The 24,385-nt window shown below is 52.0% G+C and carries 28 protein-coding genes and 1 other RNA gene; 11 read left to right on the plus strand and 18 right to left on the minus strand.

Translation table 11 applies throughout. The features are described from left to right. Nucleotides 1–32 precede the first annotated feature (32 nt). Complete coding sequence (gene yfhb / locus AC6I8N_RS15165; protein ID WP_497829396.1) at nt 33–671, minus strand: phosphatidylglycerophosphatase C; 639 nt, start codon at nt 669–671, stop codon at nt 33–35. 201 nt (nt 672–872) lie between these two features. Here yfhb and AC6I8N_RS15170 point away from each other — a divergent pair, with 201 nt between their 5' ends. After that, entirely contained in the window at nt 873–1,712 is an 840-nt protein-coding gene (locus AC6I8N_RS15170; RefSeq protein ID WP_021184377.1) for a MurR/RpiR family transcriptional regulator, read from the plus strand. Between the two features lie 225 nt (nt 1,713–1,937). Here the strand turns inward: AC6I8N_RS15170 and AC6I8N_RS15175 are convergent, their stop codons facing one another. Further along, nucleotides 1,938–2,273, minus strand: coding sequence for a glycosyltransferase family A protein (locus tag AC6I8N_RS15175; protein ID WP_497829397.1), 336 nt, complete (start codon nt 2,271–2,273; stop codon nt 1,938–1,940). Between the two features lie 426 nt (nt 2,274–2,699). Between AC6I8N_RS15175 and AC6I8N_RS15180 the strand changes: the two genes are divergently transcribed. Then, nucleotides 2,700–2,948: a YfhL family 4Fe-4S dicluster ferredoxin gene (locus AC6I8N_RS15180; protein ID WP_208723793.1), complete on the plus strand. Its 249-nt coding sequence runs from the start codon at nt 2,700–2,702 to the stop codon at nt 2,946–2,948. Here the strand turns inward: AC6I8N_RS15180 and acpS are convergent. The 11 genes from acpS to rpoE all read right to left on the minus strand — a co-directional run bounded on the left by acpS (nt 2,945) and on the right by rpoE (nt 12,266). Continuing rightward, nucleotides 2,945–3,325, minus strand: coding sequence for a holo-ACP synthase (acpS, locus tag AC6I8N_RS15185; RefSeq protein ID WP_021184380.1), 381 nt, complete (start codon nt 3,323–3,325; stop codon nt 2,945–2,947). The genes AC6I8N_RS15180 and acpS overlap by 4 nt on opposite strands. Continuing rightward, nucleotides 3,325–4,056, minus strand: coding sequence for a pyridoxine 5'-phosphate synthase (gene pdxJ, locus AC6I8N_RS15190; protein WP_021184381.1), 732 nt, complete (start codon nt 4,054–4,056; stop codon nt 3,325–3,327). The genes acpS and pdxJ overlap by 1 nt, the downstream gene beginning before the upstream one ends. Before the next feature lie 59 nt (nt 4,057–4,115). After that, complete coding sequence (gene recO / locus AC6I8N_RS15195) at nt 4,116–4,844, minus strand: DNA repair protein RecO (protein WP_497829398.1); 729 nt, start codon at nt 4,842–4,844, stop codon at nt 4,116–4,118. Between the two features lie 3 nt (nt 4,845–4,847). After that, a complete protein-coding gene (gene era, locus AC6I8N_RS15200; RefSeq protein WP_021184383.1) occupies nt 4,848–5,753 on the minus strand; it encodes a GTPase Era in 906 nt (301 codons plus the stop codon). A gap of 45 nt (nt 5,754–5,798) precedes the next feature. Beyond that, nucleotides 5,799–6,479 carry a ribonuclease III gene (gene rnc / locus AC6I8N_RS15205; RefSeq protein ID WP_021184384.1) on the minus strand — a complete coding sequence of 227 codons (681 nt, stop codon included), beginning with the start codon at nt 6,477–6,479 and terminating at the stop codon, nt 5,799–5,801. Nucleotides 6,480–6,588: 109 nt separating this feature from the next. Then, entirely contained in the window at nt 6,589–7,560 is a 972-nt protein-coding gene (lepB, locus tag AC6I8N_RS15210; RefSeq protein ID WP_497829399.1) for a signal peptidase I, read from the minus strand. Nucleotides 7,561–7,569: 9 nt separating this feature from the next. After that, nucleotides 7,570–9,369 (minus strand): translation elongation factor 4, encoded by a 1,800-nt coding sequence (gene lepA, locus AC6I8N_RS15215; protein ID WP_021184386.1) that lies wholly within the window; start codon nt 9,367–9,369, stop codon nt 7,570–7,572. A gap of 217 nt (nt 9,370–9,586) precedes the next feature. Beyond that, nucleotides 9,587–10,051 carry a SoxR-reducing system protein RseC gene (gene rseC, locus AC6I8N_RS15220; protein ID WP_497829400.1) on the minus strand — a complete coding sequence of 155 codons (465 nt, stop codon included), beginning with the start codon at nt 10,049–10,051 and terminating at the stop codon, nt 9,587–9,589. Beyond that, nucleotides 10,048–11,004 carry a sigma-E factor regulatory protein RseB gene (gene rseB / locus AC6I8N_RS15225; RefSeq protein WP_021184388.1) on the minus strand — a complete coding sequence of 319 codons (957 nt, stop codon included), beginning with the start codon at nt 11,002–11,004 and terminating at the stop codon, nt 10,048–10,050. Before rseB ends, rseC begins: the two co-directional genes overlap by 4 nt. Then, nucleotides 11,004–11,660 carry an anti-sigma-E factor RseA gene (gene rseA, locus AC6I8N_RS15230; RefSeq protein ID WP_497829401.1) on the minus strand — a complete coding sequence of 219 codons (657 nt, stop codon included), beginning with the start codon at nt 11,658–11,660 and terminating at the stop codon, nt 11,004–11,006. Before rseA ends, rseB begins: the two co-directional genes overlap by 1 nt. A 27-nt stretch (nt 11,661–11,687) precedes the next feature. After that, on the minus strand, nt 11,688–12,266 hold the full coding sequence (gene rpoE, locus AC6I8N_RS15235) for an RNA polymerase sigma factor RpoE (RefSeq protein ID WP_010617748.1): 579 nt from the start codon (nt 12,264–12,266) through the stop codon (nt 11,688–11,690). Between the two features lie 444 nt (nt 12,267–12,710). On the opposite strand from rpoE, the gene nadB reads away from it, so the two are divergent. Next, nucleotides 12,711–14,330 (plus strand): L-aspartate oxidase, encoded by a 1,620-nt coding sequence (gene nadB / locus AC6I8N_RS15240; protein WP_497829402.1) that lies wholly within the window; start codon nt 12,711–12,713, stop codon nt 14,328–14,330. On the opposite strand, the gene trmN is transcribed toward nadB, so the two are convergent. Next, a complete protein-coding gene (gene trmN / locus AC6I8N_RS15245; RefSeq protein ID WP_497829403.1) occupies nt 14,315–15,064 on the minus strand; it encodes a tRNA(1)(Val) (adenine(37)-N(6))-methyltransferase TrmN in 750 nt (249 codons plus the stop codon). The two genes, nadB and trmN, sit on opposite strands and share 16 nt — an antisense overlap. Before the next feature lie 156 nt (nt 15,065–15,220). On the opposite strand from trmN, the gene srmB reads away from it, so the two are divergent. Then, nucleotides 15,221–16,549 carry an ATP-dependent RNA helicase SrmB gene (srmB, locus tag AC6I8N_RS15250; RefSeq protein WP_497829404.1) on the plus strand — a complete coding sequence of 443 codons (1,329 nt, stop codon included), beginning with the start codon at nt 15,221–15,223 and terminating at the stop codon, nt 16,547–16,549. A gap of 207 nt (nt 16,550–16,756) precedes the next feature. Here srmB and grcA read toward each other — a convergent pair whose 3' ends face one another. Then, a complete protein-coding gene (gene grcA, locus AC6I8N_RS15255) occupies nt 16,757–17,140 on the minus strand; it encodes an autonomous glycyl radical cofactor GrcA (protein ID WP_497829405.1) in 384 nt (127 codons plus the stop codon). 266 nt (nt 17,141–17,406) lie between these two features. Here grcA and ung point away from each other — a divergent pair, with 266 nt between their 5' ends. Next, nucleotides 17,407–18,084 (plus strand): uracil-DNA glycosylase, encoded by a 678-nt coding sequence (gene ung, locus AC6I8N_RS15260; RefSeq protein WP_021184395.1) that lies wholly within the window; start codon nt 17,407–17,409, stop codon nt 18,082–18,084. Nucleotides 18,085–18,130: 46 nt separating this feature from the next. On the opposite strand, the gene grpE is transcribed toward ung, so the two are convergent. Then, nucleotides 18,131–18,709, minus strand: coding sequence for a nucleotide exchange factor GrpE (gene grpE, locus AC6I8N_RS15265; RefSeq protein ID WP_208723784.1), 579 nt, complete (start codon nt 18,707–18,709; stop codon nt 18,131–18,133). 122 nt (nt 18,710–18,831) lie between these two features. Here grpE and nadK point away from each other — a divergent pair, with 122 nt between their 5' ends. From nadK to bamE, 3 genes are all read left to right on the plus strand, one after another. Beyond that, on the plus strand, nt 18,832–19,710 hold the full coding sequence (gene nadK / locus AC6I8N_RS15270) for an NAD(+) kinase (protein ID WP_021184397.1): 879 nt from the start codon (nt 18,832–18,834) through the stop codon (nt 19,708–19,710). 85 nt (nt 19,711–19,795) lie between these two features. Beyond that, on the plus strand, nt 19,796–21,457 hold the full coding sequence (gene recN / locus AC6I8N_RS15275) for a DNA repair protein RecN (RefSeq protein ID WP_497829406.1): 1,662 nt from the start codon (nt 19,796–19,798) through the stop codon (nt 21,455–21,457). 189 nt (nt 21,458–21,646) lie between these two features. Further along, entirely contained in the window at nt 21,647–21,994 is a 348-nt protein-coding gene (gene bamE, locus AC6I8N_RS15280) for an outer membrane protein assembly factor BamE (protein ID WP_021184399.1), read from the plus strand. A 52-nt stretch (nt 21,995–22,046) separates the two neighbouring features. On the opposite strand, the gene AC6I8N_RS15285 is transcribed toward bamE, so the two are convergent. Both AC6I8N_RS15285 and AC6I8N_RS15290 read right to left on the minus strand, forming a co-directional pair. After that, the gene (locus tag AC6I8N_RS15285; protein WP_497829407.1) at nt 22,047–22,337 is read right to left on the minus strand and encodes an RnfH family protein; all 291 of its coding nucleotides are present in this window, start codon (nt 22,335–22,337) and stop codon (nt 22,047–22,049) included. After that, nucleotides 22,330–22,764, minus strand: a complete 435-nt coding sequence (locus AC6I8N_RS15290; protein WP_013510141.1) for a type II toxin-antitoxin system RatA family toxin — start codon at nt 22,762–22,764, stop codon at nt 22,330–22,332. Before AC6I8N_RS15290 ends, AC6I8N_RS15285 begins: the two co-directional genes overlap by 8 nt. A 159-nt stretch (nt 22,765–22,923) precedes the next feature. On the opposite strand from AC6I8N_RS15290, the gene smpB reads away from it, so the two are divergent. The 3 genes from smpB (at nt 22,924) to AC6I8N_RS15305 (ending at nt 24,315) form a co-directional block, all read left to right on the plus strand. Next, a complete protein-coding gene (smpB, locus tag AC6I8N_RS15295) occupies nt 22,924–23,406 on the plus strand; it encodes an SsrA-binding protein SmpB (protein ID WP_021184401.1) in 483 nt (160 codons plus the stop codon). 43 nt (nt 23,407–23,449) lie between these two features. Further along, nucleotides 23,450–23,830, plus strand: a transfer-messenger RNA (tmRNA) gene (gene ssrA, locus AC6I8N_RS15300). Nucleotides 23,831–23,994: 164 nt separating this feature from the next. After that, nucleotides 23,995–24,315, plus strand: coding sequence for a hypothetical protein (locus AC6I8N_RS15305; RefSeq protein ID WP_497829408.1), 321 nt, complete (start codon nt 23,995–23,997; stop codon nt 24,313–24,315). Nucleotides 24,316–24,385 lie beyond the last annotated feature (70 nt).

Genomic DNA, 24,385 nt, shown 5'->3' on the forward strand with positions numbered 1-24,385 from the left:
TAAAGGCGGCGCATTATAACGGAAACGATGGGTTATTCCAGTTGTTGCAGGTTACCCTGCGGGGTGACACGCCAGCGGTGCTGACAAAAGAACAACAGCGGGTTGTCCTGTTTGCTGTCGCTGTAGCCACTGTATAACTGGAGAGGTGTACCGATTTTCTCCTCCAGCTGCGCCACTTTTTCATGCCCCAGACAACGCATCGTCAGCACCCGTCCACCACGGCCTGGTTTCATCTGACTGGCAATCAGCTGCACACGCGGCAGAAATGACGAATCGAAATAGACCTGCTCCACCAGCGATTGGGGGGAGCCGGTGATTAACCAGACATCCGTATCATCGCTACTGAGATAATCTGTCAGGCGTTGCTGTACCACCGGAAATGCGGTGACGCGCTGACGAAACCAATCGGCAAACTCGGCTTCGCGCTGCAACAGACGCTTTTCACTGTGGCCAAAGGTGATCGCCCATAATAACAAGCTCATCGGCCAACGTGCGGCACGGCCTTTCCACAGCAATCCTGCGCCGATCACCGGCAACAATGGCAGCACCAGCAAAAGATTCAGCGGCTGATGTCTCAGCAGATAACGCATAAACGTACCGAACATATCCTGCTGATGTAGCGTGCCGTCGAGATCAAAAAACACCACGCGTCGTTGCGTACCCTTTGTCAACCTACTCTCCTGGTATTCTGCCGCATGTGCCTTACAGTGTAGCCAGCATCCGCGGTCGGGGGTGAAAAGTGTCATTTTTAATTCCAATGACTACAATGCCAGCTGAATAGTTTATTCTCTTGGTCGGTAGTCTGTCATGCGACATTCCTGGTCGCCGGGATCAGACTAAAAACGCCTTACGTTCTGAATTAAGGATCGGACATGAGTTCATTGCTGCGGATTCGTCAGCTTTATCCGCGCCTGGCGCTTAACGAGCGTCGTTTGGCGGATTTTTTATTGTCGCAGCCAGATCGCGCACGGCATCTGAGTTCGCAAAAACTGGCGGAAGAATCCGGCGTCAGCCAGTCCAGCGTGGTCAAGTTTGCCCAGAAACTGGGCTATAAAGGTTTTCCGGCATTAAAGCTGGCCCTGAGTGAGTCGCTGGCCGATCGTGATGCCATCACCGTGCACAACCATATTCTCAGCGATGACCCACTGAAAGTGGTGGGTGAAAAACTGTTGGCGGAGAAAATCTCGGCGATTCGCGCCACGCTGGATATTAACAGTGAAGAGATGCTGCTTCAGACATTGCAGTTGCTGAAAAATGCCAATCGCATTCTGCTGGTGGGAATTGGTGCATCCGGTTTGGTCGCCAAAGATTTTTCGTGGAAGTTGATGAAAATTGGCATCAACGCGGTGGCCGAGCAGGATATGCATGCGTTGCTTGCCAGTGTGCAGGCGATGACTGCCGGGGATGTGTTGCTCGCCATCTCGTACACCGGTGAACGGCGCGAAATCAACCTGGCAGCGCAGGAAGCGGCTCAGACCGGCGCGGATGTGCTGGCATTTACCGGCTTTACCCCCAATACCTTGCAGCAGTGCGCTACCCATTGTCTGTATACCGTTGCGGAGGAACAAAGTACGCGTAGTGCGGCAATTTCCTCAACCAGCGCCCAACTCGCCCTGACCGACCTGTTGTTTATGGCGTTGGTGCAGAACGACCCGGAACGCGCCTCCAGCCATATTCGTCATAGCGAAGAATTGGTGAAAAAACTGGTGTAAACCGTGCCGGATATGTAGCGGCGCGATTTATCGCGCTTTTGATTTTGACGTTGTGGTCAGAAAGCGCGATAAATCGCGCTCTAAACTGTGGTAGATTTTTGCTCTATCCAGAGAGCGTTCATAACACCAAATATCCTTTGCATATAACGTTGTTGCGAACCCTGATATTTCTGGTATTTCACAAATCGATAATCTTCTGCGCCATAGTGACCACAATATTCTTCATCATAACCATAAAAGCGTAAGAAGCGGGCGCGGCTCATAAAAAAAGATTGGCATGGCCTTTATAGTAAGTCCCATCCGCACGCTTGCGACACAGTTTGTAGAAACGTCGTCCATGTTCGCCAAAGAAGTCAGAGTGGCTGCCGGAAAAGCGTGGTCGAGATCCGATAATAAGATTTTATCAGATTTGACATAGGTCACCCCCAGATTACGCGCCCCACCCTGATTCCATTTAATATCAGTCGTAATACGCAACCAGGTGAAATTAATATTCAGCTCAGGAATATCGTAGGTAATTGGTGAGCCGTCATCTACAATAATAAACTCAACCCGATCCAATAACCCATCTGGATAGGTCTCATACTCTTTCAACAGCGATAAGACGGAATCGATAGATTCCTGATTGCAATAAAGTGGATTATATAACTTAAATCAATATAGGACTTATCACCAGCGTGACGCTGCCTGATTAATTCAGCCGAGGCATCCATTTTCAATACATCTAACTCATCCTTGATGCCACAGATGCTAACTCAAAACATCCATTATGCTTTCATTAGTAAACATGAAAAAACATTGAGATTATTCGCCTGATAAAAACTTACCGTAAAATTCATCACATTATCACTGAAATTAAATAGATGTCAGCGTTTTGCGCTAGCGCAAAACTGATGAAGAAAAAACGGACTTCAGTTTGGGGCAAAGATTAAATTATGGTAAGGTGCGCGGCTTATTACTACCGATTAACCAGAAATTCAACAGATCATGGCTTTACTGATTACCCAGCGTTGTATCAACTGTGACATGTGCGAACCGGAGTGCCCTAACCAGGCCATCAGCCTCGGGGATGCCATTTACCAGATCGATAGCGACCGCTGCACCGAATGTGTCGGTCATTATGATGTACCAACGTGCCTGAGCGTGTGCCCCATTGATAACACCATCATTCCCGATCCACAGCACCCCGAAAGCCGCGAGGCGCTGTGGGAGAAATTTGTGGAGCTACACCACTAATTCTCGATAATCACCGTGGCACAGGCGTAATGGCGCTCATCCGCCAGCGTGACGTGCACATGCTGCACCCCGAGTTGACGGGCAATGTCAGCGGCATGCTGGAAAAAACGCAGCCCCGGTTTGCCCAGCGCATCGTTATAAACCTCAAACTGATTGAACGCCAGACCACCACGGATGCCGGTGCCAAACGCTTTGGCTGCGGCTTCTTTCACCGCAAAACGCTTCGCCAGAAAACGCACTGGCTGCTGATGCGTTTGATATTGCTGCCACTCGGCTTCGCTCAGCACACGACGCGCCAGTCGGTCGCCGGAACGTTCAATCACCCCGGCAATGCGCTCGATTTCAACAATATCGGTGCCCAGTCCGAGAATGGCCATTAACGACGCGCTTCCCGCATCAGTAACTTCATCTCTTTGACCGCCTCAGCCAGACCACTCATCACCGCGCGACCAATAATGGCATGACCGATATTCAGTTCATGCATTTCCGGCAGCGCCGCAATAGGCAGCACGTTATGGTAGGTCAGACCGTGCCCGGCATTCACTTTCAGGCCGAGACTGGCTGCAAAGGTGGCTGCTTTACGAATACGCTCCAGCTCCGCATCGCGTGCCAGACCTTCGGGTGCTTCTGCATACGCACCGGTGTGAATTTCAATGTAAGGTGCACCGCTCGCCACGGCGGCTTCGATTTGGCGGTGATCGGCATCGATAAACAATGACACCAGAATCCCCGCCTCGCTCAGCTGTTTAACCGCGGCATTGATTTTGTCCTGCTGACCCGCCACATCAAGACCGCCTTCAGTGGTCACTTCCTGACGTTTTTCCGGCACCAGGCAGCAGAAGTGTGGTTTGATGTCACAGGCAATGCCAACCATCTCATCGGTCACCGCCATTTCCAGATTCATACGCGTCTGGATAGTATCGCGCAGAATACGGACGTCACGATCGGTGATATGACGGCGGTCTTCACGCAGATGTACAGTAATACCATCCGCGCCCGCCTGTTCAGAAATAAATGCAGCCTGCACCGGATCGGGATAATTCGTGCCACGCGCGTTACGCACGGTGGCGATGTGGTCAATGTTGACCCCTAACAGCAACTCAGCCATGACAATCCTTAACTAGGTTTAGTGTGTTTGCAGTGTACCGCGCAGCGGCAGGACTGGCATCATTCGCTCGACGCATCCGGCTTCTTTTTCGGTACAAACTGGCGAAAAAGTTCCTGACTCTTAAGCGGTTTGCCACCCAGATAGGGCTTCAGCGCCATTCGGGTAAAGCGTTTGGCGGCACGCAGGCTATCGGCATCAGGGAACTCACGTGACCACAGCGCCCGCAACTGGCGACCGGTAAAACTACGCTGATTGACCACCAGGCTGGCAATGAAACCTTTCTCTTCACGGTAGCTGTAGGTCATACCATCATCCACCGCTTCGCCACTGCCCGCGCAGTGCAGGAAATCAACGCCGTATCCCAGATGTCCGAGCAGCGCCAGTTCGAAACGACGCAAGGCTGGCTCCGGCGTGCCGCTGATGGCGGCAAGCGCCTGGATGCAATTCAGGTAATCGAAGAAGAGGTCAGAGAAAGGGATTTCCTGCTCCAGCACCCGCGACAGCAGTTCATTGACGTAAAGACCGCAGTAGAGCGTGATGCCACTCAGGGGGAGTGCCAGAGATACCGCTTCAGCGTTGCGCAGCGTTTTGACTTCGCCGCGCCCGCCCCAGCGTACCAGCAAGGGGGTAAAAGGTTGTAACGCCCCCTTGAGTTGTGAACGACGTGAACGTGCGCCTTTGGCAAGGACACGCACACGCCCTTCGCTTTCGCTAAACAGATCGAGCAGCAGGCTGGTTTCGCTGTAGGGGCGACTATGCAGCACAAAGGCGCGTTGCCAGCCTTCCATCGGTTAGAGGTCGTCTACATAACCCAGACTGCGCAGCGCACGTTCGTCATCCGCCCAGCCAGATTTCACCTTCACCCACAGCTCGAGGTGAACTTTGGCCTCGAACATCTCTTCCATATCTCTACGCGCTTCGATACCAATGGTTTTGATTTTGGCACCTTTGTTGCCAATCACCATTTTCTTCTGACCATCGCGTTCGACCAGAATCAGGCCGCTGATATCATAGCCACCACGCTCGTTAGTCTCGAACTTTTCAATCTCAACGGTAACGGAATACGGCAGCTCTGCACCGAGGAAACGCATCAGTTTTTCACGGATGATCTCGGACGCCATAAAGCGCTGCGAACGGTCGGTGATGTACTCTTCCGGGAAGTGATGTTCCGCTTTGGGCAGACGCTTGCGCACGATGGCCGCAATGGTATCAACGTTTTTACCCGTCTCAGCCGAGATTGGGACGATATCCGTGAAGTTCATCTGCTGACCGAGGAACTGGAGATGTGGCAGCAGGATGCTTTTATCCTGGATGTTATCCACCTTGTTCACCGCCAGTACCACCGGCACTTTGCCGTCACGCAGCTTGTTCAGTACCATTTCGTCATCTGGCGTCCAGCGTGTGCCATCAACCACGAAAATTACCAGTTCAACATCACCGATGGAGCTGCTGGCAGCACGGTTCATCAGGCGGTTAATCGCCCGCTTCTCTTCCATGTGCAATCCGGGCGTGTCCACATAGATAGCCTGGTATGGCCCTTCAGTATGGATACCCATGATGCGGTGACGCGTGGTTTGCGGCTTGCGCGAGGTGATCGACACCTTCTGCCCCAGCAACTGGTTCAGCAAGGTGGATTTGCCGACGTTGGGTCGGCCAACAATCGCGACAAAGCCGCAATAAGTTTCGTGTTCGCTCATTCGAGTCCTGACTTAATCAGCACCGGTCAGGGTGCTGCGATGTGACTATTCAAGGCCGAGTTTAATCAACGCCTGTTCGGCGGCGGCCTGTTCTGCTTTACGGCGGCTGGAACCTACGCCCACCACCGGCTCAGCCATGCCACTCACCTGACAGTGAATGGTAAATTCCTGGTCGTGGGCTTCACCACGCACCTGCACTACCAGATACGAAGGCAGCGGCAGATGGCGTCCCTGCAAAAACTCTTGCAGGCGCGTTTTTGGATCTTTTTGTTTATCGCCCGGACTGATCTGTTCCAGTCGCGTTTGATACCAGTCGAGAATTAGCTTTTCGACGGTCTGAATATTACTGTCGAGGAAAATGCCGCCAATCAGCGCTTCCACCGTATCAGCAAGAATCGATTCGCGACGGAAGCCGCCGCTTTTCAGTTCACCTGGCCCCAGACGTAAACACTCGCCAAGATCAAATTCACGCGCCATTTCTGCCAACGTATTTCCACGTACCAGTGTCGCACGCATACGGCTCATGTCGCCTTCATCAACCCGCGGAAAGCGGTGATACAGCGCATTAGCAATGACATAGCTGAGAATTGAATCGCCAAGAAATTCAAGACGCTCGTTGTGTTTACTGCTGGCGCTGCGGTGAGTCAGAGCCTGTTGCAACAATTCCGGATGAGTAAAAGTGTAGCCCAGTTTGCGCTGCAACTTGTTAATGAGGATGGGGTTCATGCGATTCCAGTTCTTTTGTGCTTCTGTCACTCTGCATACGAAACAGGGCTGAGGTTCCAACACGTTCCGTTTCGTGTGCAGTGGCTCCCCACAGGGAGCCAACCGTTTATCAGTGAATACCGCCAATGCGACTTAAGCGCACGCCGGTAGGCCACTGTCCTTCTTGTTTCTCAAAGCTCATCCAGATAGCGACCGCTTTACCAACCAGGTTGCGCTCGGGTACAAAGCCCCAGTAGCGGCTGTCGGCGCTGTTATCACGGTTATCGCCCATCATGAAATATTGCCCCTGCGGCACAATCCAGGTCGACTGAGGCTGGCCTGGCTGCTGGTAATACATGCTCGCCTGACTCTGTGCTTCGTTAACCAACAGGATATCGTGCGTTACGTTGCCCAACGTCTCTTTACGTGTACCAAGACGTAAGCCGCCGCGCATCGTTTCGCCCTGCGGTACCTGGAAGAAACCATTACCGGTTTCGTTGCCATCAAAACCGCTGAAGGTCTGAATAAAGCTGCTTGGCTCGATATTGGTATAGGTGATTGGCAGCGCAGTGTCACATTTTCCGTTGCCACACCCCGGATTCACCGTCAGGGTTTTGCTGTATGGATCGTAAACCACTTTGTCGCCCGGCAGACCAATTACCCGTTTGATGTAATCCATGCTCGGATCCTTCGGGTATTTGAATACCGCGATGTCGCCGCGCTGTGGATGACCGGTCGGGATCAGCGTCGTTTGGGTGATCGGATCTTTCAGGCCGTAGGCAAATTTCTCCACCAGGATAAAGTCACCGATCAGCAGAGTCGGCATCATCGAACCAGACGGGATCTGGAATGGCTCATAAACGAATGACCGAACGATAAATACCACTGCCAGCACCGGGAAAACCGACGCTGCGGTTTCCACCCAACCGGGTTGCGGAGAGACTTTCGCCAGCGTTTTGCTGTCCAGCGTATTACCTGCCTGCGCCTGTGCGGCAACCTGCTTCGCACGACGCGCCGGTGCCCACTTAAAACGATCAATACACCAGATAACACCCGTTACCAGCGTCGCGATCGCCAGAATCAGGGCGAACATATTAGCCATTGAGGTTCCTTATTTGCTGTCTTTACCGACATGCAGAATGGCAAGGAATGCTTCCTGCGGCAGTTCAACGTTACCGACCTGCTTCATTCGCTTCTTACCTTCCTTCTGCTTCTGCAACAGTTTTTTCTTACGGCTTACGTCACCGCCATAGCATTTCGCCAGAACGTTTTTACGCAGCTGCTTGACTGTTGAGCGAGCGATAATGTGGTTGCCGATTGCTGCCTGAATCGCGATATCGAACTGCTGGCGTGGGATCAGATCTTTCATCTTTTCCACCAGCTCACGGCCACGATATTGCGAGTTATCACGGTGAGTAATCAGCGCCAGCGCATCGACACGTTCTGAGTTGATCAGCACGTCGACACGCACCATGTCAGAGGCCTGGAAACGTTTGAAGTTATAATCCAGTGAAGCATAGCCGCGCGACGTTGATTTCAGACGGTCAAAGAAGTCGAGAACCACTTCCGCCATCGGGATTTCGTAAGTCAGCGCAACCTGGTTACCGTGGTAAACCATATTTGTCTGAACACCACGTTTCTCGATACAGAGCGTAATGACGTTGCCGAGGAACTCCTGCGGCAGCAGCATATGACACTCGGCGATCGGTTCACGCAGTTCTTCAATATTATTCAGCGGCGGCAGCTTAGACGGGCTGTCAACATACACCACTTCGCCATCTGTGGTTTCCACTTCATACACCACGGTCGGTGCGGTGGTGATCAGATCGAGATCGTATTCACGCTCCAGACGTTCCTGGATGATCTCCATATGCAGCAGGCCAAGGAAGCCACAGCGGAAGCCAAAGCCCAACGCCGTGGAGCTTTCTGGCTCATAGAACAGTGACGCATCGTTCAGGCTCAGTTTGCCCAGCGCATCGCGGAAAGCTTCATAATCATCAGAGCTGACCGGGAACAGACCGGCATAGACCTGCGGCTTCACTTTTTTAAAGCCTGGCAGCGCTTTATCCGCCGGGTTACGTTGCAGCGTCAGGGTATCGCCCACCGGTGCGCCGAGGATGTCTTTGATTGCACAAACCAGCCAACCTACCTCGCCACATTTCAGCTCGGTACGATCAACCTGTTTCGGGGTGAAAATCCCCAGACGATCGGCGTTATACACCTGACCGGTGCTGATCACTTTAACTTTATCGCCTTTGCGCAGGGTGCCGTTCTTAATACGAATCAGTGACACAACGCCAAGATAGTTATCGAACCATGAGTCGATAATCAGCGCCTGCAATGGGCCTTCTGGATCGCCTTCCGGCGGCGGAATATCGCGCACCAGGCGTTCCAGCACATCCGGAACACCCACGCCGGTCTTCGCTGAACAGCGTACGGCGTCAGTCGCATCAATACCGACGATATCTTCAATCTCTTCCGCCACGCGCTCCGGGTCGGCCGCAGGCAGGTCGATCTTGTTCAATACCGGTACCACTTCCAGATCCATTTCCATGGCGGTATAGCAGTTCGCCAGCGTCTGTGCTTCTACGCCCTGGCCTGCATCGACCACCAGTAACGCCCCTTCACAGGCCGCCAGAGAGCGGGATACTTCATAAGAGAAGTCAACGTGTCCGGGAGTATCGATAAAATTGAGCTGGTAAGTTTCACCGTTCAGCGCTTTGTAATCGAGCGTTACACTCTGCGCCTTAATGGTAATGCCGCGTTCACGCTCCAGATCCATTGAATCCAGAACCTGCGCCGCCATCTCACGATCGCTCAGGCCACCACAAATTTGAATCAAACGGTCTGACAGCGTCGATTTGCCGTGGTCGATATGAGCGATGATGGAGAAATTTCGTATGTGCTTCATTTATATGAATATCTTCACGTAGAATATCAGTTGAATACTTGAGCACAGACATCTTCAGGAAATGGAGTTTTACCTGGAAACCTGTCAGCCTCATTAATGACGACGCATATTACACTGTTAACGCCTTGCGTTAAAGAATGGAACTGCGGGGAATCGCAACAGATTTCAGCGGCTAAACGCCGTGAAAAAGGCCGCGTTCGACGCGGCCCGGCAAGTATCAAACTTCAGTTTCAACCCGCATGGCATCAGGAGGCAAAGCAATATTGAGGATTACCGGCTGAAAAGCCTCACGCTCACCAAACACCGATGAAACGCCTTTTGCCACAATAAAGCCACCCACGCCACCCAACAGTGCGCCACAGGCGGAAGCCAGATCGCTATGGAACAGCATCTGAAACAGACCTGCGACCAAAAACAGGCCAAATAGCGGCGTCATATAAACCAGCAGTGCTGAGCCTAACAAACTGCTTTCGCGAATCCCCAATTCGATACGCTGACCTGGCTGCAACGGTTCGGCACTGGCGATCTCCATCACATGCGCATTTTTCGGCCCCAGCTTATTCAGCATATGGCTGCCGCAACCTTTACGCGCCGAGCAACTGTTGCAGGAGGTTTTCGCTTCGGTATGTAGCGTCGCGATACCCTCTTTCCACGCCACCACAGTGGCCCATTCTCTCATCATTTTGCTGATCCCGAATCAATGCTGTCCGCAATACGTTTTGCTGTGGTCGGTGGAATCTCACCCACCACGGTAATCTCGTTATTATTGCGCACTTCAGTCTGCACCGTACGACGCCCAGTGCGCAATGTCTGCGCCACGCTGTTTTTATCTGCGGGAGTAATGTTAATCGCAAAACTAAACAGGCCATCGCTGTAGAGACGGGATTCAACGGTTTTATTCAGCGCCGGGATATCTCGGCGACTCTGAGAGATGAGGGTCATTCCTGCCGGAAGCCATGTTGGTTGCCAGTTGAGCTGCACTTTATCGCCCGCCGGTAATGATAATGTTGGCGGCAGATTTGCTTTCTCCAGCCCCTGCATCAGATTGCGCACACCTTCATCAACGGCAAAACTGATAACCCGGAACTGTTCCAGCGTCTCGCCATCACGATCCAGCAGGTCAATGCGTAACGGCAGCTTGGTATCAACATCCAGCCACACCACATAGCTGTAGCGCGAACCGTCGCGTGAGACGATGCGTACCACCTCACACAACTGATCAGCGATGCGTGACCGACCAACGGGAATGAAATCGTAGGCATCGCTCAGGCGTGAGAAGTCGGCAAACATCAACGGTGGCAGGGCATCCACAATATGGTTGCCGGGCAAGGAGAACGGATCAAGGCCGGGTTCAAAGTAGCTGATATCGTTACCACGCTGAATCACCTCACGACGTGGCCCGTCCATCTGCAACAATTGAGCAAAGATACGATTGTCGATAACCGCATGGCGATAACGCAAGGACTCAATGCCAAGCCGGGAGACATTGATGTAAGCGAATTCATAATTGAGGGACTGGCTGGCTTGCTCCATCTGCTGTAACAACGCCCCGGACGCAGAAGTCTGCGCCGGGGCGGTAGATGTATAAAGCAGGCTGCCTGCCAGCAGGCTAACGGCACACCAAAGCTGCTTCATTACTGCTGCTGAATTCCTAACGACTGATTACCGGGAACATTCGCTTGCGCCTGTTGCGGATCGTTCTTCTCAAACTGAACTTGATCGGCATGCAGACGACGTTGCAGCTCATAATCTTGCAGCATCGCGTTGATACGACGACGCTGTTCCTGCACCTGCTGGTTTGAACTGTTGGTATCAAACGCATCAGACGGCACACCCAGACTAACCGGTGAAGCCTTGCCCATCATCGGCAGCGTATTAAACACTGGCGAATCAGACGATTCGGTTGCGTTGCTACCCGCAGGCTGATTGTAGTACTGAACACCGACAATCACCGCCAACGATACACAGGCTGCTACGCCAACCTGCGCCAGTTGCGCAGTCCAGGAACCGGACTTACGCCAGAACGGCATTTTCTTCCAGCGCACCGGTTCGGGTTGTGCTTCCGGAATCAGCGAAGTCACTTTACGTACCGGTTCATTTTCGATGGCTGCCGCCACGCGCGCGGAGATATCAAAATGCAGCACTTCACCCACATCGCCCCGCAGGGTGTCGCGGATTAGATGGTAGCTTTCCCAGCTTTTTTGCAGATTCACATCCTTTGATAACGACGCCAGCAGCTCGTTATCTAAAGTTTCACCATCCATTAAAGCGGAAAGTTTTTCTTTCTGCATGCTTTGGTACCCTTCCAGTAGCCGTTATCACTGACGTTGGATAAGCGGTTGAACTTTGTTATCAATAGCCTCTCGCGCACGGAAGATACGAGAACGTACTGTACCGACCGGGCAATCCATGATGGCGGCAATCTCTTCGTAGCTTAACCCATCCAGTTCTCTGAGGGTGATTGCCATACGAAGATCCTCAGGAAGCGCCTCAATGGTACGAAAAACAATTTGTTTCAGTTCGTCAGACAACATTAAGTTCTCAGGGTTCGAAATTTCTTTTAATGCACCCGCACTTTCGAAGTTTTCCGCATCAATTGCGTCAACATCACTCGACGGCGGACGGCGCCCCTGAGCCACCAGATAATTTTTTGCTGTGTTCACCGCAATACGGTACAGCCATGTGTAAAACGCGCTGTCGCCACGGAATGATTCCAGTGCGCGATACGCTTTGATAAAAGACTCCTGTACCACATCTGGCACATCGCCCGATGGGACATAACGTGAAACCAGGCTCGCCACTTTATGCTGGTATCGAATCACCAGTAAGTTAAATGACTTTTGATCTCCCTTCTGAACCCGTTCAACGAGAACCTGATCCGTTAACTGCTCGCTCATCCGAGGTAATGTCTCCCCAAACTCTTTTTTTATGCGTAAATGAACTGCCAGCACATCTCATTGTTCTGAGCAAGCATGCGCTTAGAGTCATATTCTGGCATGAAGTTCACCACGACCTGAAAATTTTCCGTATCGGAACCCAGACGCTGTTGTTGTTGATTGTCTTTCAGTGTAGCGATTTGCCGCGCTGGCAGCCTCATTTCCGGCACCGATAATCGCTGGCAGAGTAACCTATGACGCCACGATTTTCATCTTTATTACCTGAATTTCCAGTAAGTTTGGTATAAAAAACACGTAAAGGTTATTTTCAGACATAACTTACTGAAATCGCGCAATTATCGCCGGGAAACGCCGAATTCCTCGACAAAACCTGTTTAAAATACTTCACAGAGTTGGCATCCGGGCTTATGCTCTGAACACCTTTTGTTTAGTAAATTAAACATCATGACTTCCCAATCCGATTATCAGTGCGACGTACTTATCGTCGGCAGCGGCGCTGCTGGCCTGTCACTGGCGCTGCGCCTGGCGCCGCATTATCAGGTTACGGTCCTGAGTAAAGCGCAGGTGAATGAAGGTTCAACGCTCTACGCACAAGGCGGCATCGCAGCGGTGTTCGATGAAACCGACAGCATTGAATCGCATGTGGAGGATACACTGATTGCCGGAGCGGGGTTATGCGATCGTGCTACCGTCAATTTTATCGCCAGTAACGCACGCGACTGCGTGCAATGGTTGATTGATAATGGCGTAGCCTTCGACAAAGAACCGCAAGCTGATGGTGAAGCTCGCTACCACCTGACACGCGAGGGAGGCCACAGCCATCGTCGCATTTTGCACAGCGCTGACGCCACCGGTCGCGCGGTAGAAACCACGCTGGTTAGCCAGGCCCTCAGTCATCCCAACATCCGCATTCTTGAACGTACCAATGCTGTTGACCTGATTCTTTCCGATAAAATCGGCGTACCCGGACCTCGTCGGGTTGTCGGGGCCTGGATCTGGAACCGTAACCGTGAGCAGGTTGAAACCTGCCGGGCGCGCGCGGTGATCCTCGCAACCGGCGGGGCCGCCAAAGTGTATCAATACACCACCAACCCGGATGTCGCATCCGGCGATGGCATTGCTATGGCCTGGCGTGCGGGTTGTCGGGTAGCGAATCTGGAATTCAATCAATTCCACCCCACCTGTCTGTTCCATCCACAGGCTCAAAATTTCCTGTTGACTGAAGCATTACGAGGCGAAGGGGCATGGCTACTGCGCCCGGATGGCACGCGCTTTATGCCTGACTTTGATCCCCGTGCCGAACTGGCACCGCGCGATATCGTAGCGCGAGCCATTGACCATGAGATGAAACGTCTTGGCGTGGACTGTATGTATCTCGACATCAGCCATCAGCCGGCCAGTTTCATTCGCGCGCATTTCCCGATGATCTATGAAAAATTGCTGACTTTCGGCCTCGATTTGACCAAAGAGCCGATCCCGATCGTTCCGGCGGCTCACTACACCTGCGGCGGAGTGATGGTTGATCAGCAGGGGTGTACTGATGTCGATGGCCTGTATGCGATTGGTGAGGTGAGCTATACCGGCCTGCATGGCGCCAATCGCATGGCTTCGAATTCGTTGCTGGAATGCCTGGTCTATGGCTGGTCTGCCGCCGAAGATGTGATCCGCCGGCTACCCGGTATAGAACAGGTTAATCACCTGCCTGCCTGGGATGAAAGCCGCGTGGATGACGCCGATGAGCGCGTGGTGATTCAACATAACTGGCACGAGTTGCGGCTGTTTATGTGGGATTACATGGGCATTGTGCGCACCACCAAACGGCTGGAGCGCGCATTACGTCGTATCAACTTACTCCAACAGGAGATAGACGAGTACTACGCGAATTTTCGCCTGTCCAACAACCTGCTGGAGTTACGTAATCTGGTGCAGGTTGCGGAATTGATGGTGCGTTGTGCGCTGGAACGTAAAGAAAGTCGAGGCCTGCACTATACGCCGGACTATCCGGATTTGCTGCCGGATGCGGTTCCTACGGTATTGGCTCCGCCTCACTACATGAACAGGTAGAAATCACGCGTCAGGCTGCACCAGTCTTCCGAGTATTGGGTGTTTTCATCGCGTATCGCCAACCGCTCTATCAGTTGTTCTCCCATGCAGGGGGAAAAGCCCAATAGCACACGATGAGGCGGGCGCTGAGCATACTCAGCAACGTCATAACGAAAACGCAGATGCCAGCCATCTTGCTGCGCATGTTCAATCATACTTTGGCCCAGTGATTCTGGCAGCACCACGCAAAAGAACCCTTCTTCTTCTATTAACTGGGCGGCACAGCGCAACAAAGTATGATGATCCAGGGTGTCGGTCGAACGCGCGGTCGCACGCTGCGGCGTGGCACAGGCTACACCGGGAGCAAAATAAGGTGGGTTGCTGACGATCAGGGAATAGCGCTGTTCACAAGCATCGGCCCATTGCACGATATCTGCCTGATGGATTGTTACCCGCGATGGCCAGGGGGAGGCCTGCACATTCTCCTGCGCCTGTTGTGCTGCATCAGCATCCAGCTCAACCGCATCTATCTGCACATCATCCGGCGTTCGCTGCGCAATCATTAAGGCTATCAGGCCGCTACCGCTACCAATATCCAGCACGCGTCGCACACCCGCCACCGGTGCCCATGCGCCTAACAAAATACCGTCGGTGCCAACTTTCATTGCACAGCGATCGTGGGCAATAAAAAATCGCTTAAACGTAAAACCATTTTTTTGTAACTGAGGCCGCGGATGCGGCGTCGTTTCTGTCATTCTCTGCAACCACTCAACAAATCCTGCCCAATGGCAGAGCTTCAGTGTAACGTGACAGAGCTGGGAAAACATCTCCTGGCATGGCGAGTTGGCACACAAACAGATGAAGATTATGTTTGTTCTGTCTATAATCAGCGCCCCAAACTGAGGTAGACCATGACCGTAACCACATTCTCCGAACTCGAACTCGACGAAAGCCTGCTGGATGCCCTGCAGGAAAAAGGCTTCACGCGCCCAACAGCCATCCAGGCTGAGGCCATCCCTGCCGCTCTGGAGGGCCGTGACGTACTGGGTTCAGCGCCGACCGGAACGGGGAAAACCGCAGCCTATCTGCTGCCGGCTATGCAGCACCTGATCGATTTTCCACGTAAAAAATCAGGCCCGCCGCGCATTTTAATTTTAACGCCCACGCGTGAACTGGCGATGCAGGTTGCCGACCACGCGCGTGACTTAGCGAAACACACGCATCTGGATATCGCCACCATCACCGGCGGCGTTGCCTATATGAACCACGCTGAGGTATTCAGCGAAAATCAGGACATCGTAGTCGCGACCACTGGTCGTCTGCTGCAATACATCAAAGAAGAGAACTTTGATTGCCGTGCAGTAGAAACGCTAATCCTGGATGAAGCTGATCGCATGCTGGACATGGGCTTTGCCCAGGATATCGAAACTATCGCGGGTGAAACCCGCTGGCGTAAACAGACGATGCTGTTCTCCGCCACGCTGGAAGGCGACAGCATTAAAGATTTTGCCGAGCGTCTGCTGAACGATCCGGTATCGGTTGATGCCGATCCCAGCCAGCGTGAGCGTAAGAAAATTCAGCAATGGTATTACCGTGCCGACGATGTTGAGCATAAAACCAAATTGCTGGTGCACCTGCTGAAGCAGCCGGAAGTGACGCGCTCGATTGTGTTTGTACGTAAGCGTGAACGCCTGCATGAGTTGGTGACCTGGCTGCATGAAGCTGGCATTCGCTGTAGCTATCTCGAAGGCGAAATGGTGCAAGCTAAGCGTAACGAAGCGCTGAAGCGTCTGAATGATGGTCGCGTTAACGTGCTGGTAGCGACCGACGTTGCTGCACGCGGGATTGATATCGAAGACGTCAGCCATGTCTTCAACTACGACATGCCGCGTACTGCGGATACCTATCTGCACCGTATCGGACGCACCGCACGCGCCGGACGCAAAGGAACCGCGCTGTCACTGGTTGAAGCGCATGACCATGTGTTGCTGGGTAAGATCAGCCGCTATATTAATGAGCCGTTGAAACCTCGTACCATCGATGAGCTGCGCCCAGAATCGCGTGCACCAAGCGCAAAAGTCACCGGTAAACCGTCGAAAAAAGTGCTTGCGAAGCGTCAGGAGCAGAAAGAGAAAGAAGCCGAGAAACCGCGTGTGAAGAAACGTCACCGCGATACTAAAAATATCGGTAAACGCCGCAAACCGAGCGGCTCCGGGACATCGGGACAGAGTGCGGAATAAATCAGCACCCTGACGAAAATGCCGCCTCATTTGAGGCGGTTTTTTTATTTTTGACTGCCCAAAACAGACACTTCACTCTACTTCTTTACTCAGGCTCGATGAACTAAGCCATCTGACTCGCTGACCAAAATGAAAAGGCCGCACCGGTATGCACCAGCACGGCCTTTATTACTGTGTGTCTTTTCGTCAGTGGTACAAAAAGCCGAATTACAGGCTTTCGGTGAAAGTGCGGGTGATCACATCACGTTGTTGTTCTGGTGTCAGGGCATTAAAACGCACCGCATAGCCTGATACGCGAATGGTCAACTGCGGGTAATTCTCCGGATGTTTCACGGCATCTTCCAGAGTTTCACGGCGCAGGACGTTAACGTTCAGATGCTGACCACCTTCAATACGCACCACCGGTTTTTGCTCCAGCGGAATTTCGCGGTAAGCGATTTCACCCAAATCGCTGATAGCAACGACCTGATCTTCTGAAAAATCACCTTTAGCACACAGACAGCGCGCTTCGAGCATTTCATCATCCAGCAACCAGAAAGAGTTAAGCAATTTTGGGTTTTTGGTTTTAGTAATTTGAATACCGGTAGTCATAGATGGCCTCCTGAGCCTGGCGCTGCCGCAGGCGAACAGCGTGGTTATCGAAATTTTGTGATGCTCAGGTATAGCACTGCAACAATCCAGCCGTTTTGACCTGCATCAATTTCATCCAGCCAGATTCTCGGCCTCGACACCTAATAAATTGATTTGAAATAATTTTCTCATTTAAATTTTTTTGTAAATTCTCAATTTTTTTTAACCTTCTGCTCCCTGCCAGGACGCGTTAAGCTAAGCGCAATTTTTTTGGCAGGGAGTCAATAATGAGCGAGAAGCTGACCTGGCACGATGTGCTGGCTGAAGAGAAACAGAAACCTTATTTTGTTGAGACGCTGACAGCGGTCGCCAACGAGCGTGCTGCGGGCGTCACTGTCTATCCGCCGCAAAAAGATGTCTTTAACGCCTTTCGACTGACCGAACTGGGTGATGTTAAAGTCGTGATATTGGGCCAGGATCCGTACCACGGCCCTAATCAGGCGCACGGACTGGCTTTTTCAGTGCTGCCCGGCGTCGCCATTCCCCCTTCGTTGTTGAACATGTACAAAGAACTGGAACAGGATATTCCCGGCTTTATACGTCCACAGCACGGCTTTCTGGAAAGCTGGGCGAAACAAGGGGTGATGTTATTAAATACCGTGCTAACGGTGCAGGCGGGTCAGGCGCACTCCCATGCCCGCTTTGGTTGGGAGACCTTTACCGACAATGTCATTAGCGCTATCAATCAGCATCGTGAAGGGGTGATTTTTCTTCTGTGGGGGTCACATGCGCAGAAGAAAGGTAGCATCATCGATCGTCAGCGCCATCATGTGTTGAAAGCACCGCATCCCTCGCCACTCTCCGCGCATCGCGGTTTTTTTGGCAGCAAGCATTTTTCACAAGCCAATGCATTGCTCAGCCAGGCAGGACAAACACCCATCGACTGGACACCAGTGTTACCGTAAAACAAAAACGGCCGCGTCAGGCGGCCGTTAACTATTGTGCGAGAAATCAGCTTTTCGCTTTTGCCACAGCAACCATTGCCGGGCGCAGCAGGCGACCGTTCAGGGTGTAGCCTCGCTGCATCACCATCATGACGTGATTCGGTGCAACCTCTTCAGATTCCATCATCGACATCGCCTGATGTACATCAGGGTTGAATGGTACGTTGGTTTCACCTACCACTTCGACACCAAATTTACGCACCGCACCCAGCAGTGATTTCAGCGTCAGTTCGATGCCTTCAATCATTGATGCCAGCTCAGAATTCTCTTTGTCTGCCACTTCCAACGCACGCTCCAGGCTATCAATCACCGGCAGCAGCTCGTTGGCAAATTTTTCCAGCGCAAATTTGTGCGCTTTTTCCACATCCATTTCGGTACGGCGACGGATATTTTCAATCTCCGCCTGCGCACGCAGTTGCGCATCACGCACGCCAGACTGCGACTGAGCCAATTCAGCCTCCAGTTGCGCAATACGTTCATCACGCGGATCCACCTCAGTTGCTGTCTCTGCGTCCGCGTGCTGTTGATCCTGTTGAATTTCGTCTGAGACTTGCTCGTTTGGGGTGTTCTGTTCTTTACTACTCATGAATTTCTCCGCGTTTTGCACATTCATCTCGCTGTTCGCTTATTATGGGGATCAGTTTGACGGTTTCAAGAGAACCCATCACATTGCCTGGCCGTTTTGGCTTATGAGGAACACCAGCTCAAATGAATAAACACTTTAACTGCATTGGGATTGTTGGCCATCCGCGTCATCCTACTGCGTTAACCACCCATGAAATGCTCTGGCGCTGGCTGACGGCAAAAGGCTATGAGGTGATTGTCGAGCAGCAAATTGCACGCGAACTTTCGCTAAAAGATGTACAGACCGGTTCACTGGCGGAAATTGGCCAACGCGCCGATCTGGCCGTTGTTGTCGGTGGCGATGGTAATATGCTTGGCGCTGCACGCGTGCTGGCGCGTTATGACATCAAAGTGATTGGCATTAACCGCGGAAATCTCGGTTTTTTGACCGACCTTGATCCTGACAACGCGCAACAGCAGTTGGACGATGTCCTGGAAGGCGACTATTTCATCGAAAGTCGTTTTTTACTGGAGGCGCAGGTATGCAAAGAAGATTGCTCCCCGCGTATTGGCAGTGCCATCAACGAAGTGGTGCTGCATCCGGGAAAAGTGGCACATATGATCGAATTTGAAGTTTATATCGATGAAGTATTTGCCTTTTCACAACGTTCCGATGGCCTGATCATTTCAACCCCCACGGGTTCAACAGCCTATTCGCTCTCCGCTGGCGGCCCGATTCTTACGCCTTCGCTGGAAGCGATTGTCCTGGTGCCAATGTTTCCACATACCTTGTCGGCACGTCCTTTAGTGATTAACAGCAGTAGCACCATCCGCCTGCGTTTCTCTTCCTTACGCAGCGACCTGGAGATCAGTTGCGACAGCCAAATTGCGCTACCGATTCAAGAGGGGGAGGACGTATTGATTCGGCGCAGTGCCAATCACCTCAATCTAATCCACCCAAAAAATTACAATTACTTCAACACATTAAGCTCAAAACTCGGCTGGTCAAAAAAATTGTTCTGAAAATCACCCATCACCACTTTACTGGATAAAAAACCAGTTTATACTGTATGAAAAACCATATCTGTTTTTCTATACAGGTGAATGTATGCTGGCACAACTGACCATCAGTAATTTTGCTATCGTTCGTGAACTGGAAATCGATTTTCATCGTGGCATGACGGCGATCACCGGTGAAACCGGCGCAGGAAAATCTATCGCTATTGATGCACTTGGTCTGTGCCTTGGTGGCCGTGCTGAAGCAGATATGGTACGCCAGGGGGCGAGTCGCGCAGATATTTGCGCGCGCTTTCAACTGAAAGCCTCCCCTTCGGCCCAACGCTGGCTGGCAGAAAACCAGCTGGACGATGGCAACGAATGTTTATTACGCCGTGTGATCAGTGCCGATGGCCGTTCTCGTGGTTTTATTAACGGCACGTCGGTCCCTCTCTCTCAACTGCGCGAACTCGGCCAACTTCTCATCCAGATTCATGGCCAGCATGCTCACCAGTTGCTGCTCAAACCCGATCACCAAAAGCATCTGCTGGATGCCTACGCCGCACACGACGATGCACTGGCTCAGATGCGTGTCCATTATCAGCACTGGCACCAGAGTTGCCGCGCCCTGGCTCAACATCAACAGTTATCACAGGAACGTGAAGCACGGCGCGAACTGTTGCAGTACCAGTTGAAAGAACTCAATGAATTTGCGCCTCAGCCCGGCGAGTTCGAGCAAATTGATGAAGAATATAAACGTCTGGCTAACAGCGGGCAGTTGCTTTCCACCAGCCAACAGGCCTTGCAAATTTTGGCCGACAGCGACGACACCAACATGCAAAGCCTGCTTTATAGCGCACGCCAGATGTTGAGCGAGTTGGTCAGCCTGGATGATAAAGTCAGCGGTGTGTTTAACCTACTCGAAGAAGCCGCGATTCAATTGAGTGAAGCCAGTGATGAACTGCGCCACTATTGCGATCGTCTGGATCTCGACCCCAATCGCCTGCACGAACTGGAACAACGCCTGTCCCGGCAGATTGCTTTGGCACGCAAGCACCACGTTACACCCGAAGCGCTGCCTGTACTCTATCAACAACTGTTGGATGAATCAGAGCAACTCTCGCAGCAGGAAAGCGATCAGGAAACGTTGCAGGCTGCCGTTGGCGCTCATCACCAGGCAGCCCTGGCAAGTGCCGAAATGCTGCATCAGCAACGTGAAGGGGCAGCCCGCGAGCTGACGCATTTAATTACCCAAAGTATGCGTACGCTGGCGATGCCACACGGTGAATTCGCCATTGTTCTGGAGTTTAACCCGGATCAACTGACCGCCGAGGGCGCCAGCCGGATCGATTTTCGCGTCACAACTAACCCAGGACAACCGTTGCAACCGCTGGGTAAAGTGGCCTCAGGGGGCGAACTGTCACGTATCGCGCTGGCTATTCAGGTCATCACCGCGCAGAAAATGGAAACCCCGGCGATGATTTTCGACGAAGTGGATGTCGGCATTAGCGGCCCTACCGCTGCGGTTGTCGGCCAGATGTTGCGCCAGTTGGGTGAATCAACCCAAGTGATGTGTGTAACGCATCTGCCACAAGTGGCTGGTTGCGGCCACCAACATTTCTTCGTCAGTAAAGAGACTGATGGCGCGATGACCGAAACGCACATGCAGCCGCTGGATAAACGGGCACGTCTGCAAGAACTGGCGCGTTTGCTGGGCGGTAGTGAAGTTACACGCAACACGCTGGCAAACGCGAAAGAACTTTTAGCAGCCTGATACCGCACTTTTTTCCGGCCCGGTGGTCATATGCTTGCTCTGTAGAGGTTTCAAATAGCGAAAAGGTTTATTATCATCGGCAACTTATGTCGCCAGAGTAATAAAGCCTGCCGCAGGCAGAGTTCAGAATTTGATGGCAAAAAAACAGCCTGATGAAAAGGCGTTTGGCCCCAGAAAAGGAATGTATAGATGCGCTGTAAAATGCTGACTGCCGCGGCAGTGGTAATGTTGATGATGACCGCCGGATGTTCCACTCTTGAGCGTGTTGTGTACCGCCCGGATATCAATCAGGGGAACTATCTGGTCGCCAACGATGTGGCTAAAATCCACACTGGCATGACGCAGCAGCAGGTGGCGTATACCCTCGGAACACCGATGATGCGCGATCCTTTTGGCAGCAATGTCTGGTACTACATCTTCCGTGAAGAGCCGGGTCATGAGCGCGTAAGACAGCAAACTCTGACGCTGACATTTGACAGCAACGGCGTGTTGACCAACATCGACAACAAACCACGTCTCACGGGTAGTGAAGGCTGATGAGTTGCAACAAAAAAGGCGCATGAGCGCCTTTTTTGCTTCTGCGATTTCGCTATTTCTTTTCAGCAGCTCGTTCTGCCCGCTGGCGTCGCATCTCTTTAGGGTCGGCAATCAATGGACGATAGATTTCTACCCGATCGCCATCCTGTAACAGATCATCCAACTTCACCGGACGACTGTAGATGCCGACTTTATTGCTTTTCAGATCGATATCTTTGCGCAATGACAACAGACCCGAGGCTTTAATCGCCTCTTCAACCGTCACCCCTTCTGCCAGCGTCACCGTGCGCAGGTACTGTTTTTCCGGTAATGCGTAAACCACCTCAACCGATATATCAGGCACGATAAACCTCTTTGGCGCGCTGGGTAAAAGCCTGCACCATGCTGTTGGCCAGTTCTTTAAAGACGCGACCAAAAGCCATTTCTACCAACATATTGGTGAATTCAAAATCCAGACTCAGTTCAACCTTACAGGCATCATCGCCCAGCGAGACAAATCGCCATCCGCCGCTCAGCTTGCGAAAGGGACCATCGACCAACTGCATATGAATGCTTTGGTTGCTGGTTAAGGTATTACGCGTTGTGAAAGTTTTACTGATGCCTGCTTTGGAGACATCAACAGCGGCCGTCATCTGGTTTCCGCTGTTATCCAGCACCCGACTGCCGGTGCAGCCCGGTAGAAATTCTGGATACGAATCCACATCATTCACGAGCTGGTACATCTGTTCAGCGCTATAGGGGACCAGCGCGGAACGACTAATCTGGGCCATAATGGTTCCTGTTCATCACAAAACCGTTAAATAATATCATTTTCAGCTACCAAACAAAAATTCACGGGTATGCCAGCTGTGCTAAAATAACCCGTTTTTTACCGCCCCGCAGGACAGGGGATGCGTCCACAGACTGAGTGATGTAGACTACGCCGCACTATGACAAAGAAAAAAGCTCACAAACCCGGTTCAGCCACTGTTGCCCTCAATAAACGCGCTCGCCATGAATACTTCATTGAAGAAGAGTTCGAAGCGGGATTGTCGTTACAAGGATGGGAAGTAAAATCTCTCCGCGCCGGCAAAGCCAACATCAGCGACAGCTACATTTTGCTGCGCGATGGCGAAGCTTATCTGTTTGGCGCAACTTTTCAGCCGCTGGCGGTGGCCTCAACGCATGTGGTATGCGACCCAACCCGCAACCGCAAACTGCTGCTGAAGCAGCGTGAACTCGATTCACTGTATGGCCGCGTCAACCGTGAAGGTTATACCGTGGTCGCGCTGTCGATTTACTGGAAAAATGCCTGGGCCAAACTGAAGATTGGTGTGGCACGCGGTAAGAAAGAACATGATAAGCGCGATGACATCAAAGAGCGCGAGTGGAAGCTGGATAAAGCGCGAATCATGAAAAATTCCAACCGCTAAGGGATGGAATCAGCAGAATTTTTTGCTATAATAGTTAGTTCCTGGGGCTGATTCTGGATTCGACGGGATTGTGAACCCTTAGGTGCATGCCGAGGTGCGGTAGGCCTCGTAAAAAAGCCGCAAAAAAATAGTCGCAAACGACGAAAACTTCGCACCTGCTGCTCTCGCAGCTTAATCAGCCTAAGAAACTGAAGGTGTCCTCTCTCCCTAGCCTCCGCTCTTAGGACGGGGATCAAGAGAGGTCAAACCCAAAAGAGATCGCGTGGATGCCCTGCCTGGGGTTGAAGCGTTAAATCCAATCAGGCTAGTTTGTTAGTAGCGTGTCCATCCGCAGCTGACAGGCGAATGTAAAGATTGGACTAAGCATGTAGTGCCGACGGCGTAGTAATTTCGGACGCGGGTTCAACTCCCGCCAGCTCCACCAAAATTCTCCGTCAGTGATTACCAGAGTCATCTGACGAAGTCCTGAAAGCCCGCAAAGCGCAAGCTCTGCGGGCTTTTTTGTTTTGTCCCGAAGGCCAGTAGTGGTGAAACCATCGCTACCAGTGAAATGTACTCAAGCAAGCTGCACAAAATGGGAGCAAATCAGTGCAGCCAAATGGTAGCTCTGTCGACGTTCATGATGAGAAAGACATCACGGTGCAACTGGGCTCAAATGCCCCCACACATCATGACCTCGTTATTAATGCTACCTCGGTCGGAATGGGAAACGATGAACGCACTCCCTTCTCTCTTGAAAAACTGCAACGCGCTGCACTTGTCTGCAACATCATCATCTACCACGAAAAAACAACATTACTACGAGAGGCAGAGTTGAAAGGCCATCCCATACATTTCAGGCGATTGATGTTACAGCATCAAATCAGCCTTATGCGGGCGTATATGTTAAATCAACAGACTATCCCCTGAGATGCCTCGTTTTAAACGCTGTAAGTGGTGATAACAATAAATAGGTACACCCTACAACTCGGTATGAATT

This window comes from Pantoea sp. X-Soil-TKNS-1279 (assembly GCF_059730565.1).